The sequence below is a fragment of the Nocardioides imazamoxiresistens genome, assembly GCF_032378595.1.
In the GTDB taxonomy this organism is placed as follows: Bacteria; Actinomycetota; Actinomycetes; order Propionibacteriales; family Nocardioidaceae; genus Nocardioides; species Nocardioides imazamoxiresistens.
In genome coordinates this window covers 130,570-145,012 of record NZ_JAVYII010000001.1, presented here as the reverse complement: position 1 = coordinate 145,012, position 14,443 = coordinate 130,570, and the positions used below count along the sequence as shown (strand labels likewise).

Genomic DNA, 14,443 nt, shown 5'->3' with positions numbered 1-14,443 from the left:
CCCATGGATGTCGCGGAAGGTTGAGCATTGATGAACATTGAGTTCACGAGATAGTTGACTCGGCTGAACTGCGAAGGCGTGCGCGACCTCGCGGGTTCCTGAGACAACGCGCAAGCCGACGTGTGAGGCTGCCAGGGAGGGGTCGTCTGCTCGAAGTCCAAGCCAAGCGGTCTGCCGTACGTACTCGCGTAGCGTGAGAGTTGGGGTTTGACCCCTTCAGGACGCCGCAGCTCGCACGCTGTCGCGCATCGCCCTCGACACTCGGAAGCCGAAGCGACCACCGTCGCGCACCTTGACCTCCACGCCGTGGCCTCCGTGGCGCCCTCGCTGGGCCGGGTGAATGGTCACGGTGACCAGCGCGTCGATGATCTTGCGCTTGCGGTCGAGGGGCAGTGCCTCGAACTGCTCGCGTGAGAGCCCTGCCGTGCCCTCCAGAGCCGTCCCACGGGTCACCTGAGACAACTCCTCGGTGATCTCCTCCAGGCGCTGCGTGAGCCGCGTGGAGATCGCGGCGAGTTGGGCTGCGGTGATGGCGTGCGGGTACAGCGCAGCGGCGTCGTCCAGCTCGGTCTGGACCCTCGTGCGCTCGGCCTCCAGCGCGGGGGAGCGGTCGTCACCGTTGATGGTGATGACGTCGAGTACGTCCATGACGCGCTCCATGACGGCGTCCTCCACCTTCGAGCGGGTGCGGCCCACGTGCCCACCGCCGGTCTCGGGACACTTATAGATCTCGTAGCGCTTGCCCTTCGGGCTCACGGCTCCGACCTTCACCTTCGCTCCGCAGTGGCACCGGGCGATCCCGGAGAGGAGGTGCTTGCGTGCCGGGGAGGTGGTGGTGCGTCGCTTCGGGTCGCTGAGCACAGCGACGACGGCATCGTGGTCGGTCTCGCTCACGATCGGCTCCCAGGCCGCCTTGCCGACGACCTGACCACGGTGGACCATGCGTCCGCAGTTGCGCTCACGCAGGAGCAGCGCGCGCACAGAGGTGTATCCCCAGGCGCCCCCGCGGGTGGTCAGCACCTCGCGCTCGTTGAGGTCGCGGATGATCGACTTCAGGGAGTCGCCAGCGAGCACTCGGGTGATGATCTGGCGCAGTTCCTTGGCTTCGCTCTCGCGGATGGTGAGCCCATCGCTCTCGTAGCCGAACGGACGACCTCCGCCGAGGGGCAGTCCCTTCGCGGCCAGCTCGTCGGCCTTGCGGCGCTGACGCTCGCTCTTGTGCTCCGACTCGTACTGAGCCACTGCGCCGAGCTGGCGAGCCACGAGACGACCGGAGGGTGTAGCGAGATCCAGGAGACCGGCCTTCACCGTGTAGGTGGGGATGTGACCGGCAGCCTCGACGTAGGCCTCCAGGTCGCGTGTTGAGCGGTGGAGACGATCGGTGTGCCACACGAGAACGGCGTCGATCTTGCCCCTCTTCACGTCCTCCAGCATGGCGAGGTACTGCGGCCGTGCCCTGCCGTTGTAGGCGCTCGTGTCGTTGTCTACGTAGACCTGCAGGACCGTCATGCCGAGCTTGTCGGCCAGTGCCCGGCAGTCGGCCTCCTGCCGCTGAACGCCGAGGCCCGCACCCTCACGGTCCTGAGAAATACGCACGTAGACCGCGGCCCTGCTCTGCGTCGTCATGTCGCTCACGTTAGACCTTGAATGAAGTTGGCACACCCCGACTGGGTCGCGATGCAGACCCGGCAGGCGGGGCTGGAGGGCACGGGCGAGGTCCCGCTGCGCTCGCTGGTCAAGGAGGCGCTGCGGATGCGGCCGAGCCGGGTGATCGTCGGCGAGGTGCGCGCCGAGGAGTGCCTCGACCTGCTGCTGGCCCTCAACTCGGGGTTGCCGGGGATGTGCACCCTGCACGCGAACAGTGCCCGCGAGGCCCTCGTGAAGATGTGCACCCTGCCGCTGCTCGCGGGCGAGAACGTCAGCGCCCGCTTCGTCGTGCCGACGGTGGCGTCGTCGGTCGACATCGTGGTCCACCTCGGCGTCGACGGCGGTGGTGTGCGCCGGGTCAACGAGATCGTCGGCGTGCCGGGCCGGGTCGAGAACGACACGATCGAGGTCGAGCCGCTGTTCGTCCGCTCGTCCGGCGAACTGCGGCGCACCGCGGGCATGCCGCCGAGGCTCGAGGCCTTCGAACGCTGCGGCATCGACGTCCACCGCGTGCTGGCGGGAGGATGACGTGGGCGCGCTCGTCGGGCTCGGCGTGGGGATCGGGCTGCTGCTGGTCTGGTCGGCGTTCACGGTTCCGCGCGCCTCGCAGCGCGGACAGCGGCGCAGCGGCCGGCTGGGCGACACCCTCGCCCGCGCCGGGCTCGGGCACGTGTCGCCCACGAGCCTGGTCGCGCTCTGCGCGGTGCTCGCCCTGGCGACCGCGGTGCTGCTCCAGGCGCTGACGCGCACCCCTCCGGTGGCGCTCGTGCTCGCGACGCTGGCGGCGTACCTGCCGGTCGCGGTCGTCCGCTCGCGCGCCCGTCAGCGCCAGGCGGAGTTCGCCGACGTGTGGCCCGACGCCGTCGACAACCTCGCCTCCGCCGTGCGCGCGGGGCTCTCCCTGCCCGACGCGCTGGCCGGCCTGGGGGAGCGCGGCCCCGAGCCCCTGCGGCCCGCCTTCTCGGCGTTCGCGGCGGACTACCAGGTCACCGGCCGCTTCTCCGACTGCCTGGACCGGCTCAAGGACCGGCTGGCCGACCCGGTCGGCGACCGCGTCGTCGAGGGGCTGCGGATCGCCCGGGAGGTCGGCGGCGGCGAGCTGGGCCGCCTGCTGCGCAACCTGTCGGGATACCTGCGCGACGACGCGCGGCTGCGCTCGGAGATGCAGTCGCGGCAGGCCTGGACCGTCAACGGCGCGCGGCTGGCCGTCGCCGCACCGTGGCTGGTGCTGCTGATGATGTCGTTCCAGGGGGACGCGATCCAGCGGTACGCCTCGACCACCGGCACCGTGATCCTCGTCGTCGGCGCGCTGGTGTGCGTCGCCGCCTACCGGTTGATGATGTTCATCGGTCGGCTGCCGACCGAGCAGAGGATCCTGCGGTGACGCCCGAGCTGTGGGGTGCCCTGCTGGGAGCGACGGCCGGGATGGGTCTCCTGCTGGTCGTCGCCCGCGTCCGGGCCGTGCGTCGCCCCTCGCTCGAGCTGCGCGTGCTGCCGTTCGTGCGGGACGTCCAGCGCGGAACGGGCGCGGCGCCCCGCCGCGTCGTCGTCGACGCGCCGCGGGCGCCCGGGATCGCCGGTGTGCCGCTCGCGGTGTTCGGGCCGGTGGTACGCCGGGTCGCGAACGGCCTCGAGACGGTGCTCGGCGGCGCGACGTCCGTGCGGCGGCGGCTCGAGCGTGCCGGGCTGGAGCGCTCCGTGCACGACTTCCGGGTCGAGCAGGTCGTCTGGGGCGTCGTCGGATTCGGTGTGGCCGCCGCCTGGGGGACGCTGCGGACGCTGGGGGACCCGGGCGCGGCGCTCGGTTCGTTCGTCGGTTGCCTCCTCGCCTTCGCCGTCGGAGTCCTGCTGCGCGACCAGCACCTGACCAGCCAGGTGCGGCGCCGCGAGCGGCGGATCCTGTCTGAGTTCCCCACCGTGGCCGAGCTGCTGGCCCTCGCGGTCGCGGCCGGCGAGGGCCCCGTCCCCGCCATGGAGCGGGTCGTCGCCCGCTCCCGCGGCGAGCTGTCGCGCGACCTGCGTGGCGTCCTGGGAGCCGTACGCACCGGCGTACCCGTCGCGGAGGCCTTCGACCGCCTCGCCGCCACCACCGGCCTGCCCCTCGTGGCCCGCTTCGCCTCCGGGATCGCGGTCGCGGTCGAGCGGGGCACCCCGCTCGCCGACGTGCTGCACGCGCAGGCCGCGGACGTCCGCGACGCCGGTCGTCGCGAGCTGATCGAGGGTGCGGCCCGTCGCGAGGTCTTCATGATGGTGCCGGTCGTCTTCCTCGTTCTCCCCGTCACCGTCCTCTTCGCCTTCTACCCCGGCGTGATCGGCCTGCGGCTGGTCGCGCCATGAGTCCTGTCCGTTGCACCACCGACCCGTCCACCCACCACACCAGGAGCGACATGTCTGTCTCGGGATTCCTCGCCCTCCTCGCCCGCCTCACCACCCTCGTGCTGCCGGAGCCCATCGGCGCGCGGCGCCGCACGCAACGCGGCGACGTGCCCGGCTGGGTGATGGTGACCGTGATGACCGCCGGGCTCGTCTACGCGATCTGGACCTTCGCGGGCCCGGAGCTCAACGCCATGCTCACCCGGGCGCTCGGCTCGGTCAGTGGACTCGGCTGAGCGAGCCTCGCCGGCACGCGGGCGTCCCCGCCCGGCGCGTGACCAACGCGGTTCGGCGGTCGTCGACTTCGTGCTGGTGCTCGCGGTCCTGCTCCCGCTCTTCGTCGGGATCGTGCAGGTCGCGCTCGTGCTGCACGTGCGCAACACGCTGACGTCGGCGGCCTCGGAGGGGGCGCGGCATGCGGCGGCGTACGACCGCGACCTCGCCGACGGCGCCGCCCGCACCCGCGAGGAGATCTCCCGCGCGGTCGCCGCCTCCTACGCCGAGGACGTGCGCGCGGAGGCGCACTCCGTCAACGGGCAGCCGGGCGTGCGGGTGACCGTCGTCGCGACCGTGCCGGCGCTGGGCCTGGGCGGTCCGGGGATCGAGCTGCGCGTCCACGGGCACGCCGTGGAGGAGACGCCGTGAGCGCCGGTGTGGTCGCGCTGGCCGTGGGCCGGGCGCGGGCGTGGCTGTTCCCGCGTCCGACCGACCAGCGGGGCAGCGCGATCGTCGAGCTGACCTGGCTGGGCATCCTGCTGCTGGTGCCGGTGGTCTACGTCGTGCTGGCGGTCTTCGACGCCCAGCGGGGTGCGTTCGCGGCGACGGCGGCCTCGCGGACCGCGGCGCGGGCGTACGCGTTGGCGGACACGCACGCGGAGGGGGTACGCGCGGCGACGACCGCCGCGGAGCTCGCCTTCGCCGACCAGGGCCTGGAGGAGCCGGTCGACGTGCGGGTGCTGTGCCGCGCCGACCTCGGTGGTGCGGAGCGCACGGGGCCGGACGCCTGCCGTATGCCGGGCGCGGTGATCCACGTGCGGGTCGACTCGGCCGTCGCGCTGCCGCTGATGCCGGAGGTCCTGGGCGGCGGGCAGCCGACGGTGGCGCTCGAGGCGGTGCACTCGGTGCCGTACGGGCAGTTCCGGGAGGCCCGGTGAGGCGGGGGAGGCGCCCGCGGTGGCGTGACCAGCGCGGCCAGACGACGGTGCTGATCGTCGGGTTCGCCGGTGTGCTGTTCCTGCTGGTCGCGGTGGTGGTCGACGCGTCGGCGGCCTACCTGCAGAGGCAGGGCCTGGCCACCATCGCGGACGGGGCGGCGCTGGCCGGTGCGGACGCCGGCGCGACCGGCGGCGAGGTCTACACGGGCGGGCTCGACGCGGGCGGCCGGGTCGAGCAGTCCGAGCGGGCCGCGGCGGCCGCGGTGGACGCGTACCTGGGCTCGATCGACGCCTACGGCCGCTACCCGGGCCTGGCCTACGAGACCCGCGTGGTCGACGGGTCGGTCGAGGTGCGGATCGCCGCGCCGCTGGACCTGCCGCTGACCCTGCCCGGCGGACCCGGCGAGGCAGAGGTCGCCGCGACCGGCACCGCGGCGCTGCAGCTCGGCTGACCACCCCCGCCGGACCGGCGACGGGCGGGGCGCACGGTGACGATCGCGCCACATGCTCGCCGCGACCTCCGCGCCACGACGCGACGCACCGGAACGGTCCGGTCACGGACCCCCGCGTTCGAGATGTGTCGGCAACGTCGACGTGATATCAACGGCCGCGGCGTCCGGGAGTCCGATCGGTGGGGAGCAAGTTCGTGGTGCGTGCGGTGAACCGGTGGCGGGGTGCGCTGCTGGGAGGGGTCGTCGGCGCGGTCGTGACCGTGGCGCTGACCCTCACGTCGCTGACCGCCACCGAGGCCTCCGGCGACGACGGCGGACGCGCCTCCGGGCAGGTCGACGCCGTCCAGGGACCCGACGCCACCACCCGCACGCCCGACGCGCCGCAGACGCCCGCCGCGCCCGAGCCCACCCGCATCGCGCTGCTCGGCGACTCCGTCACCCAGGGCAGCGCCGGCGACGTCACCTGGCGCTACCGCCTCGCGCGCCACCTGCGCGACTCCGGCACCGCGTTCGACTTCGTCGGCGTGCGCGACGACCTCTACGACGTCGTCACCGAGGAGCACGGCTCGCACGCCTACGCGAACGCCGACTTCGACCTCGACCACACCGCCCGCTGGGGCATGCGGCTCGACCGGCTCGACGTCCCGGTGCGCCAGCTCGTCGCGCAGACCACCCCCGACGTGCTCGTCGAGATGCTCGGCATCAACGACCTGCGCGCCGGCGTGAAGCCCGCCGTCTCCGTCGAGACCGTCCGCACCCTCGTCGCCGACGCCCGCGCCGCCTCGCCCCGGGTCGACGTCGTGCTCGTCGAGCTCCCGCAGGTCTGGGTGCCCGGCGTCAGCCGCTTCAACGCGGGCCTCGCCACCCTCGCGACCGAGCTCAGCACGCCGGCCGCGCGGGTCGTCGTCGCCGACGCCACCCTCGGGTTCACCCCGGAGCACACGTGGGACGGGCTGCACCCCGACGTCAACGGCGAGCAGATCATCGCCCGCGGCGTCGCCACCGCCCTCCACGAGCTCGGCGTCGGGCCCGCCCCCGCCGCCAAGATCACGCCGCGCCCCGTCGGGCCGCGCACCCCGGTGACCGTCACCGACGTCACCCGCACGCCCGGCGGCGTGCGCCTCACCTGGACGCGACCGGCCGGCGCCACCGCCTTCGAGGTCACCGTCCGCGACGACCTCACCGGCGCCACCCGCACCAGCACGGTCACCTCCACCACCACGTCGGTGTCGGGGCAGCGCTCCGGCCGCACGTACACCTACGACATCCGCCCCGTGCGCGGTGCCGACGCCGGTGCCGACTCCACCGTCGCCACCGTCAGCGCGGCGCCCGGCCTCGCCACGCCCGCCCAGCCTGCCACCCGCACCAGCGGCCAGCGGGCGCAGGGCAACGCGTACGCCGGTCTCGACCTCGCGGCCGTGCCGGGGGCGAGCGCGTACGTCGTCCGCACCGCGCCGAGCGCGAGCTGCACCACGCCGCCGGCCCCGGAGGCGTACCAGCGCTACGGCACCTTCGCCACGCCCAGCGCGAACATCATCGGCACCTCCGCGGCCGTGTGGGTCACCGTCGCCGCGCAGGACGCCACGGGCACCTCGGAGCCGTCGGCCCCGGTCTGCGTCGCGATCCCCTGAGCCCGCACGCCGTCGGGCATGCGCGCCCGACGCCCGGACTGCCGTAGTCTTCCTCCTCGTGGCTGGACCCGACTTCGACCAAGAGATCAAGCAGCTCGGCGCGACCCTGCGCACCATCGAGCAGGTGCTCGACGTCGACGCCATGAAGGCGGAGATCGCCGACCTCGAGCAGCAGGTCGCCGCGCCCGACCTGTGGGACGACCAGGCGAACGCGCAGCGCGTCACCGGTCGTCTCTCGGCCCTGCAGGGCGAGCTCGAGCGCTTCTCCAGGCTCGCCGACCGCGTCGACGACCTCGAGGTGCTCGTCGAGCTCGCGACCGAGGAGGGCGACGAGGACTCGATCGCCGAGGCCACGGCCGAGCTGGGCCGGCTGCACAAGGCGGTCGAGGCGCTCGAGGTGCGCACGCTGCTGAACGGGGAGTACGACGCCCGCGAGGCCATCGTCTCGATCCGTGCCGGCGCCGGCGGCGTCGACGCCGCGGACTTCGCCGAGACGCTGATGCGGATGTACACCCGCTGGGCCGAGCGCAACAAGTACCCCGTCGAGGTCTTCGACGTCTCCTACGCCGAGGAGGCCGGCATCAAGTCGGCCGAGTTCGCGATCCACGCGCCCTACGCCTACGGCACCCTCTCCGTCGAGGTCGGCACCCACCGCCTCGTGCGGATCAGCCCCTTCGACAACCAGGGCCGCCGCCAGACGTCCTTCGCCGCCGTCGAGGTCGTGCCCGTGCTCGAGCAGACCGACGAGATCGAGATCGACGAGAACGACGTGCGCACCGACGTCTTCCGCTCCGGCGGGCCGGGCGGCCAGTCGGTCAACACCACCGACTCCGCCGTGCGCCTCACGCACATCCCGACCGGCATCGTCGTGTCCTGCCAGAACGAGAAGTCGCAGCTGCAGAACAAGGCCTCCGCGATGGTCGTGCTCAAGGCGAAGCTCCTCGCGCTGAAGAAGGCGGAGGAGGCCGCGCTGAAGAAGGACCTCAAGGGCGACGTCGCCGCCTCGTGGGGCGACCAGATGCGCAACTACGTGCTGAACCCCTACCAGATCGTCAAGGACCTGCGCACCGGCTTCGAGACCGGCAACCCGACGCCGGTCTTCGACGGCGAGATCGACGGCTTCCTCGAGGCGGGCATCCGCTGGCGCCGCGGCGCCGAGAAGGCCGACGTGAGCTGACGTCCCCGACGCACCCGCAGGCCCCGCAGCACCACGACGGCCCCTCCTCGACCGAGGAGGGGCCGTCGTCGTGTCGACCAGCAGCGGTGGGGAAGGCGTACGCCCTCAGAGCGCGGTCGCGGGGACCGGCCGGTCCGCCTTCACCACCAGCACGGGGACGCTGACCTCGAGCAGCAGGCGCTGCAGCGTGCGGCCCAGCAGCACCTTGCCGAGGGTGGTGCGCTGCCGCGAGCCCACGACCAGCACGCGCGGCTCCAGGGCCTCGACGGCCCCCACGAGCATCTCGGCGGCGTCGGCGCCGGGGCGCACCAGCTGCAGCCGCCACGCCACGTCCGCGCCGAGGACCGCCTGCACCTGGGCGGTGGCGACCTCGCGCTCGACCTCCTCGGAGCGGTCGTCGTCGACGCCCGAGGTGGTCGCGACGACCACGAGCTCGGCGTCCTTGTCGTGCGCGATCCGCGCGGCGCTCAGCAGGGCCGCGGAGCCCGCGTCGGAGGGTGCGTGCAGCACCGCCACCGGCGCGTTCACGACGCCACCACGTAGATCACGCCGGCCAGCAGCGCGGCCACGGTGCCGACGAGCGTCTTCACGACCGTCCAGGTCTGGAAGGTCTGCGTGACGTTCATGCCGAGCAGCTTGCCGATCAGCCAGAAGCTGGCGTCGTTGACGTGGGAGAGCACCGACGACCCGCCGGCCAGCACGATCACCATCGCCGCCGCCTGCACCGGGTTGAGGTCGGCCGCGACGACCGAGCTCGACAGCAGCCCGGCCGCGGTGGTGATGGCGACCGTGGCGGTGCCGAGCGCCACCCGGATGACCGCGGAGATCACGAAGACCGCGACGATCAGCGGCAGCCCCGTGTCCTGCAGGGTGTCGGAGAGCGCGTCGCCGATGCCCGAGGCGATCAGCACGCCGCCGAACATGCCGCCGGCGCCGGTGATGAGCAGCACCGGGGCGATCGGCTTGAGCGCGTTGTCGAGCAGGTCCTCCACGACCGTGCGGCTCTCGCCGCGCCGCGTGCCCAGCGCCCAGGAGGCGGCCAGCACCGTGATCAGCAGCGCGATCGGCGTCGAGCCGAGCAGCTGCAGCAGGTGCACCCAGGTGGCGTCCTCGGACACCGCGCCGGTGCGGGCGGCGGTCGTGACGGCGGTGTTGAGGAAGATCAGCACTAGGGGGAGCAGCAGGAGCAGCAGCAGGGTGCGTACCTTCGGCGGGGCGCCGCGGTCCTCCTTCTCGGTCTGCGGGCCGCCCATCAGCACGTCCGGCACGGGCAGCACGATCCGGCGACCGATCCACGTGCCGTAGAGATAACCGGCGACGAACCAGGTCGGGATCGCCACCACCAGGCCGATGAGGATCACTAGGCCGACGTCGGCGCCCAGCAGGATCGTGGCGGCCACGGCGCCCGGGTGCGGCGGGAGCAGCACGTGCATCGTCGTGAGCGCGGCGCCCGCGGGCAGCGCGTACAGCAGCACGCCGCCACCCACGCGGCGCGCGACCGTGAAGATGATCGGCAGCATCACCATGAAGGCGGCGTCGAAGAAGATCGGGAAGCCGAAGATCAGCGACGCGATGCCCAGCGCGAGCGGGGCGCGCTTCTCGCCCAGCCGGGAGACCAGGCCCTCGGAGAGCGCCTCCGCGGCGCCGCTGGTCTCGACGAGCCGGGCGAGCATGGCGCCGAAGCCGATCAGCAGCGCGACCTCGCCCAGCGTGCTGGAGAAGCCGTCGAGCAGGACGTCGAGCACGTCCGCGGCCTCGACGCCGGTGGCGAAGGCCGTCGCGATGGAGACGATCACCAGCGCGAGCAGGGGGTGCATCTTCGCGCCGATGATCAGCGCGAGGAGCGCGGCCACCGCTGCCGCCGCGATCAGCAGCAGCGCGCCGGCGCCGAGCTCGTAGGAGAGCTGGAGTCCGTCCGCGGCGAGCGGCGTCATCGACGACCACCTCGCTGCGCCTGACAGGGTCGGGGGACACGGGCGCGGGGGACGCGGTGGTGCATGAGCCTCTTTCTCGCCGGGGATCGAGCCTCGGCGAGGATCCCGGTCGAGCCCGGGCGGCGTCACGGTTGGGAAACTAAAGTTCGAACTTCAACTTGGGGTCGCACGCCCCGGGACCCCCGCGGGTACGCCCTCCCGCGGCGCCGTCAGTCGGCCGCGGCGACCGCGACCGCGGCGCACCAGGCGTCGGCCCGCTCCTCGAGCGCGGACAGGGCGTCCGGGTCGTCGGCCTGCTGCCCCGCCGAGGGGGCGGCCAGCGTGCAGGTCAGCCAGGCGTCGCCGAAGAGGCCGCGGTGGGAGACCTCCACCTGCGTGGTCTCCGTGCCGTCGTCGGCGGCGATCGTGCGGGTGCAGCGCAGGGCGGCGGTGGGGTCGCCGAACCCGGCCGGACCGGCCTCCGCGTCGGTCCCGTCGGCGTCGGTGGCGGGGAGCGGCTCGCAGCCCTCGGTGTCGGCGGCAGCGGAGGCGTACGCCTGCGCCGTCTCGGGCGTCACCGGCGGCACCAGCACCCACGCCGCGGCGCGGGGAGCGGTGGGGTCGTCCGCGCCGTCGGCGCCGTACCAGCGGCAGCCGAACTCGTGCAGCCGGTCCTCGCCGCCACCCTCGAGGGCGACGACGTCCCCGTTGTCGTAGTGGGCGGTCCCGGCGGCCTCACCGTCCAGCGCGGCCTCGACCGCCGCGTCGTCCACCTCGTCGCAGAACGCGGCGCGCGGCACCGTCATCGTCGTCGTGTCGAGGTCCGCCAGGGTCGGGGGCGGGGGCGGCGGCTCCTCCTCGGCCACGGGCTCCCCGGTGCAGGCGGCGAGCGCCGCGACGAGGCCCACCAGGGCCGCTGAGAGCGCCGTCACACGCGGGCGAGGGGCGGGGAACACGCGCCCAACCTAGCCAGAGGGCCTCAGGAAGAGCGACTACCCTCCCTCCAGTGATCCGCTTCGAGAAGGTCTCCGTGACCTACCCCGGACAGGGGCGCCCGGCGCTCGACGACATCTCCGTCGACATCGAGAAGGGCGAGTTCGTCTTCCTGGTCGGCTCCTCCGGCTCCGGCAAGTCGACGTTCCTCTACCTGGTGCTGCGCGAGCTGCGTGCGACGCAGGGCCGGGTCTACGTCGCCGGTCGCGAGGTCAACCGCCTCGCCTCGTGGAAGGTGCCGCGGCACCGCCGCCAGATCGGCACGGTCTTCCAGGACTTCCGCCTGCTGCAGAACAAGACGGTCGCCGAGAACGTCGCCTTCGCGCTGCAGGTGATCGGCAAGCCGCGCGCCCAGATCAACGAGCTCGTGCCGCAGACGCTCGACCTCGTCGGTCTCGACGGCAAGGCCGACCGGATGCCCGACGAGCTCTCCGGCGGCGAGCAGCAGCGCGTCGCGATCGCCCGGGCGTTCGTGAACCGGCCCAAGATCCTCATCGCCGACGAGCCGACCGGCAACCTCGACCCGTCGACCTCGGTCGGGATCATGAAGCTGCTCGACCGGATCAACCGCACCGGCACCACGGTGCTGATGTCGACGCACGACAACAGCATCGTCGACCAGATGCGCAAGCGGGTGATCGAGCTGGAGAACGGCCACCTCGTGCGCGACCAGGCCCAGGGCGTCTACGGCTTCCAGAGCTGACCCGCCGAACCGCGTCCCCGGAAACCAGGAGCACCTTCCCCCATGCAGCTGCGTTACGTCTTCACCGAGCTCGGCCAGGGTCTGCGCCGCAACGTGTCGATGCACCTCGCCGTCGTCCTGACCCTCTTCGTCTCCCTCACGCTCGTCGGCGTGGGCGTGCTGCTCAAGCAGCAGGCCGACATCGCCGACGAGCAGTTCGGCAGCCAGGTCGAGATCACCGTCTACCTGTGCAACGAGACCGACAACGTCGCGCCGTGCAACGGCGGCGTCACCGAGGAGCAGCGCGCCGCGATCACCCAGGCGATCGAGGACAGCCCCGAGACCTCGGGCCTGCGCACCGAGAGCAAGCAGGACGCGTTCGACAAGACGTACGCCCTGGCGGAGTCCAACGGCGACACCCGTCTGCTCGAGGGCGACGACGCCGCGGTCACGGTCGAGGACTTCAACGAGTCGATCTGGATCTCGCTCAACGACCCCGAGCAGTCCGACGGCGTGGTCAGCGCGATCCAGAACCTCCCGGGCGTGCTGCGGATCAGCGACCAGCGCGAGCTGCTCGAGCCGGTCTTCGACGTGCTCGACGCGGCCCAGTGGGCCGCGGTCGGCACCGCGGTGATCCTGGTGGTCGCGGCGCTGCTGCTGGTCGGCAACACCATCCGTCTCGCGGCCTTCGCCCGCCGCAAGGAGATCGGGATCATGCGCCTGGTCGGCGCCTCGACCCTCTACATCGCGCTGCCGTTCCTCCTCGAGGCGCTCGTCACCGCCCTGCTCGGCGTGCTCCTGGCGGGCGGCGCACTGGCCGCGCTGCTGCGCTTCGTGGTGCACGACCGGGCGGCCGACACCCTGCGCTTCATGCCCTGGGTGGACGCCGGCGACTTCGGCGTCGCGCTGCTGGTGATCGGGGTGCTCGGGCCGTTGCTGACCGTGCTGCCGACACTCCTGCTCACGCGCAAATACCTGAAAGTCTGACCGGGTTCGTCTACGGTCACCTCGGTTCACTTCCCCGAACGCGCGAAGGCTTCCCCCATGCGCTCCTTCACCGCCCCCCTCCGACGACGGTTCGTCGCCGGGGCAGCCGTGCTCGTCATGGCGCTCGGCGCCGCGGCCTCGCCGCTGGCGTACGCCGACGACGATGACGACGACCTGCGGGACCAGCAGAACGCGCTCGAGGGGCAGATCGACTCCGCGACCGCGGACCTCACCGAGTCCTCCGACGCGCTCGCCCAGGCGACCGCGACCCTGCGCGCGTCGACCGCGCAGCTCGCCGGCGCCCAGGCCGCGCTGACCTCGGCGCGCGCCGAGCTCGGCCAGGCGCAGGCGTACGACACCGAGATGCAGGGCCGGCTCGACGTTGCCGAGGCCGAGCTGACCGCCGCGGAGGCGGAGCTCGTCACCGGCCAGGAGGGCGTGCGCGACCAGCGCCAGGTCGTCGCCGACCAGATCGTCGCGCAGTCGCAGGGGCCCAGCCGCGACCTCGAGGCGCTCGGGGCCGTGCTCGGCGCCGACGACCTCTCCGACCTCACCCGCGCCGAGACCGCCCGCACGACGGTCGTGGGCACCGAGGCGCAGGCGTACGACTCCCTGCGCGCCTCCGAGGTGATGCTGGCGGTGCAGGAGCAGCGGGTCGAGGCGGCCCGCGACCTCGTCGCCGCCGAGCGCCAGGAGGCGGCCGAGAACCTCGTGGTGATGCAGACCCTCGAGTCGGAGGCCGCGGCCGCCGAGGCCGAGGTCGCCAGCCTGGTCGCCAGCCACCAGGAGGCCGAGCAGGCCGCCAGCTCGGCGCGCAGCGCCGACCAGGCCGAGCTCTCCGCCCTGCAGGCCGAGGAGCGTCAGGTCGCGAACGAGCTCGCCCGCCGCGCCGAGGCCGCCCGCCAGCGTGCGGCCGCCGAGGAGGCGGCGCGCCAGCGCGAGGCCGAGCGCGGCAACGGCGGCGGCTCCGGCTCCGGTGGTGGGGGCGGCGGAGGGGGCGGCGGTGGCGCCGGCTCCAGCAGCGGTCTCAGCTACCCCGTCAACGGCCGGGTCACCTCGCCGTACGGCTACCGCGTGCACCCCATCTACGGCTACTACTCGCTGCACGACGGCGTGGACTTCGGCGCCTCGTGCGGCACGCCGATGTACGCCGCCGCCGACGGCGAGGTCGTCTCGCGCTACTACACCTCGGTGTGGGGCAACCGCCTGATCATCGACAACGGCGCCATCCGCGGCGACGGCGTCTCGACGATCTACAACCACGCGTCGCGCTACGTCGTCAGCGCCGGCCAGCGGGTCAGCCGCGGCCAGCTGGTCGGGTACGTGGGCACCACGGGCTGGTCGACCGGCTGCCACCTGCACTTCACGGTCTACAAGAACGGGTCGCCGACGAACCCGATGAACTACTTCTGATCCGCTGCAAACCCGTTGCGC

Annotated in this window: 16 protein-coding genes; 12 read left to right on the top strand and 4 right to left on the bottom strand. The window is 73.0% G+C overall.

What is annotated here, in order from left to right; genetic code table 11:
- Positions 1-216: 216 nt before the first annotated feature.
- Positions 217-1,626 (bottom strand): recombinase family protein, encoded by a 1,410-nt coding sequence (locus tag RDV89_RS00780; RefSeq protein WP_315730542.1) that lies wholly within the window; start codon positions 1,624-1,626, stop codon positions 217-219.
- A gap of 21 nt (positions 1,627-1,647) precedes the next feature.
- Between RDV89_RS00780 and RDV89_RS00775 the strand changes: the two genes are divergently transcribed.
- From RDV89_RS00775 to prfB, 9 genes are all read left to right on the top strand, one after another.
- On the top strand, positions 1,648-2,175 hold the full coding sequence (locus RDV89_RS00775; protein ID WP_315730541.1) for an ATPase, T2SS/T4P/T4SS family: 528 nt from the start codon (positions 1,648-1,650) through the stop codon (positions 2,173-2,175).
- Position 2,176: 1 nt separating this feature from the next.
- The gene (locus RDV89_RS00770) at positions 2,177-3,031 is read left to right on the top strand and encodes a type II secretion system F family protein (protein WP_315730540.1); all 855 of its coding nucleotides are present in this window, start codon (positions 2,177-2,179) and stop codon (positions 3,029-3,031) included.
- Positions 3,028-3,984: a type II secretion system F family protein gene (locus RDV89_RS00765; protein WP_315730539.1), complete on the top strand. Its 957-nt coding sequence runs from the start codon at positions 3,028-3,030 to the stop codon at positions 3,982-3,984. Before RDV89_RS00770 ends, RDV89_RS00765 begins: the two co-directional genes overlap by 4 nt.
- Positions 3,985-4,034: 50 nt before the next feature.
- A complete protein-coding gene (locus tag RDV89_RS00760) occupies positions 4,035-4,256 on the top strand; it encodes a hypothetical protein (protein WP_315730538.1) in 222 nt (73 codons plus the stop codon).
- Positions 4,243-4,665 (top strand): TadE family protein, encoded by a 423-nt coding sequence (locus tag RDV89_RS00755; RefSeq protein WP_315730537.1) that lies wholly within the window; start codon positions 4,243-4,245, stop codon positions 4,663-4,665. The genes RDV89_RS00760 and RDV89_RS00755 overlap by 14 nt, the downstream gene beginning before the upstream one ends.
- Entirely contained in the window at positions 4,662-5,174 is a 513-nt protein-coding gene (locus RDV89_RS00750) for a hypothetical protein (protein WP_315730536.1), read from the top strand. The genes RDV89_RS00755 and RDV89_RS00750 overlap by 4 nt, the downstream gene beginning before the upstream one ends.
- Entirely contained in the window at positions 5,171-5,626 is a 456-nt protein-coding gene (locus tag RDV89_RS00745) for a pilus assembly protein TadG-related protein (protein ID WP_315730535.1), read from the top strand. Before RDV89_RS00750 ends, RDV89_RS00745 begins: the two co-directional genes overlap by 4 nt.
- Positions 5,627-5,805: 179 nt before the next feature.
- The gene (locus tag RDV89_RS00740) at positions 5,806-7,257 is read left to right on the top strand and encodes a GDSL-type esterase/lipase family protein (protein WP_315730534.1); all 1,452 of its coding nucleotides are present in this window, start codon (positions 5,806-5,808) and stop codon (positions 7,255-7,257) included.
- A gap of 58 nt (positions 7,258-7,315) precedes the next feature.
- Entirely contained in the window at positions 7,316-8,434 is a 1,119-nt protein-coding gene (gene prfB, locus RDV89_RS00735) for a peptide chain release factor 2 (protein WP_315730533.1), read from the top strand.
- Between the two features lie 105 nt (positions 8,435-8,539).
- Here prfB and RDV89_RS00730 read toward each other — a convergent pair whose 3' ends face one another.
- The 3 genes from RDV89_RS00730 to RDV89_RS00720 all read right to left on the bottom strand — a co-directional run bounded on the left by RDV89_RS00730 (position 8,540) and on the right by RDV89_RS00720 (position 11,303).
- Positions 8,540-8,962 carry a universal stress protein gene (locus RDV89_RS00730; RefSeq protein ID WP_315730532.1) on the bottom strand — a complete coding sequence of 141 codons (423 nt, stop codon included), beginning with the start codon at positions 8,960-8,962 and terminating at the stop codon, positions 8,540-8,542.
- A complete protein-coding gene (locus RDV89_RS00725; protein ID WP_315730531.1) occupies positions 8,959-10,368 on the bottom strand; it encodes a GntP family permease in 1,410 nt (469 codons plus the stop codon). The genes RDV89_RS00730 and RDV89_RS00725 overlap by 4 nt, the downstream gene beginning before the upstream one ends.
- 209 nt (positions 10,369-10,577) lie before the next feature.
- Positions 10,578-11,303, bottom strand: coding sequence for a hypothetical protein (locus tag RDV89_RS00720; RefSeq protein ID WP_315730530.1), 726 nt, complete (start codon positions 11,301-11,303; stop codon positions 10,578-10,580).
- Positions 11,304-11,353: 50 nt separating this feature from the next.
- On the opposite strand from RDV89_RS00720, the gene ftsE reads away from it, so the two are divergent.
- From ftsE to RDV89_RS00705, 3 genes are read left to right on the top strand one after another with little or no spacing between them, the layout of a single operon-like run.
- Positions 11,354-12,043 carry a cell division ATP-binding protein FtsE gene (gene ftsE, locus RDV89_RS00715; RefSeq protein ID WP_315730529.1) on the top strand — a complete coding sequence of 230 codons (690 nt, stop codon included), beginning with the start codon at positions 11,354-11,356 and terminating at the stop codon, positions 12,041-12,043.
- A 42-nt stretch (positions 12,044-12,085) separates the two neighbouring features.
- Positions 12,086-13,009, top strand: coding sequence for a permease-like cell division protein FtsX (ftsX, locus tag RDV89_RS00710; protein WP_315730528.1), 924 nt, complete (start codon positions 12,086-12,088; stop codon positions 13,007-13,009).
- Between the two features lie 57 nt (positions 13,010-13,066).
- Positions 13,067-14,422 (top strand): peptidoglycan DD-metalloendopeptidase family protein, encoded by a 1,356-nt coding sequence (locus RDV89_RS00705; RefSeq protein WP_315730527.1) that lies wholly within the window; start codon positions 13,067-13,069, stop codon positions 14,420-14,422.
- Positions 14,423-14,443 lie beyond the last annotated feature (21 nt).

Excerpts from the sequence above, each read along its gene's own strand:
- RDV89_RS00780 (WP_315730542.1), bottom strand. The coding sequence starts at position 1,626 with ATGACGACGCAGAGCAGGGCCGCGGTCTACGTGCGTATTTCTCAGGAC.
- ftsX (WP_315730528.1), top strand. The coding sequence starts at position 12,086 with ATGCAGCTGCGTTACGTCTTCACCGAGCTCGGCCAGGGTCTGCGCCGC.
- RDV89_RS00760 (WP_315730538.1), top strand. The coding sequence starts at position 4,035 with ATGTCTGTCTCGGGATTCCTCGCCCTCCTCGCCCGCCTCACCACCCTC.
- RDV89_RS00705 (WP_315730527.1), top strand. The coding sequence starts at position 13,067 with ATGCGCTCCTTCACCGCCCCCCTCCGACGACGGTTCGTCGCCGGGGCA.
- RDV89_RS00725 (WP_315730531.1), bottom strand. The coding sequence starts at position 10,368 with ATGACGCCGCTCGCCGCGGACGGACTCCAGCTCTCCTACGAGCTCGGC.
- RDV89_RS00775 (WP_315730541.1), top strand. The coding sequence starts at position 1,648 with ATGAAGTTGGCACACCCCGACTGGGTCGCGATGCAGACCCGGCAGGCG.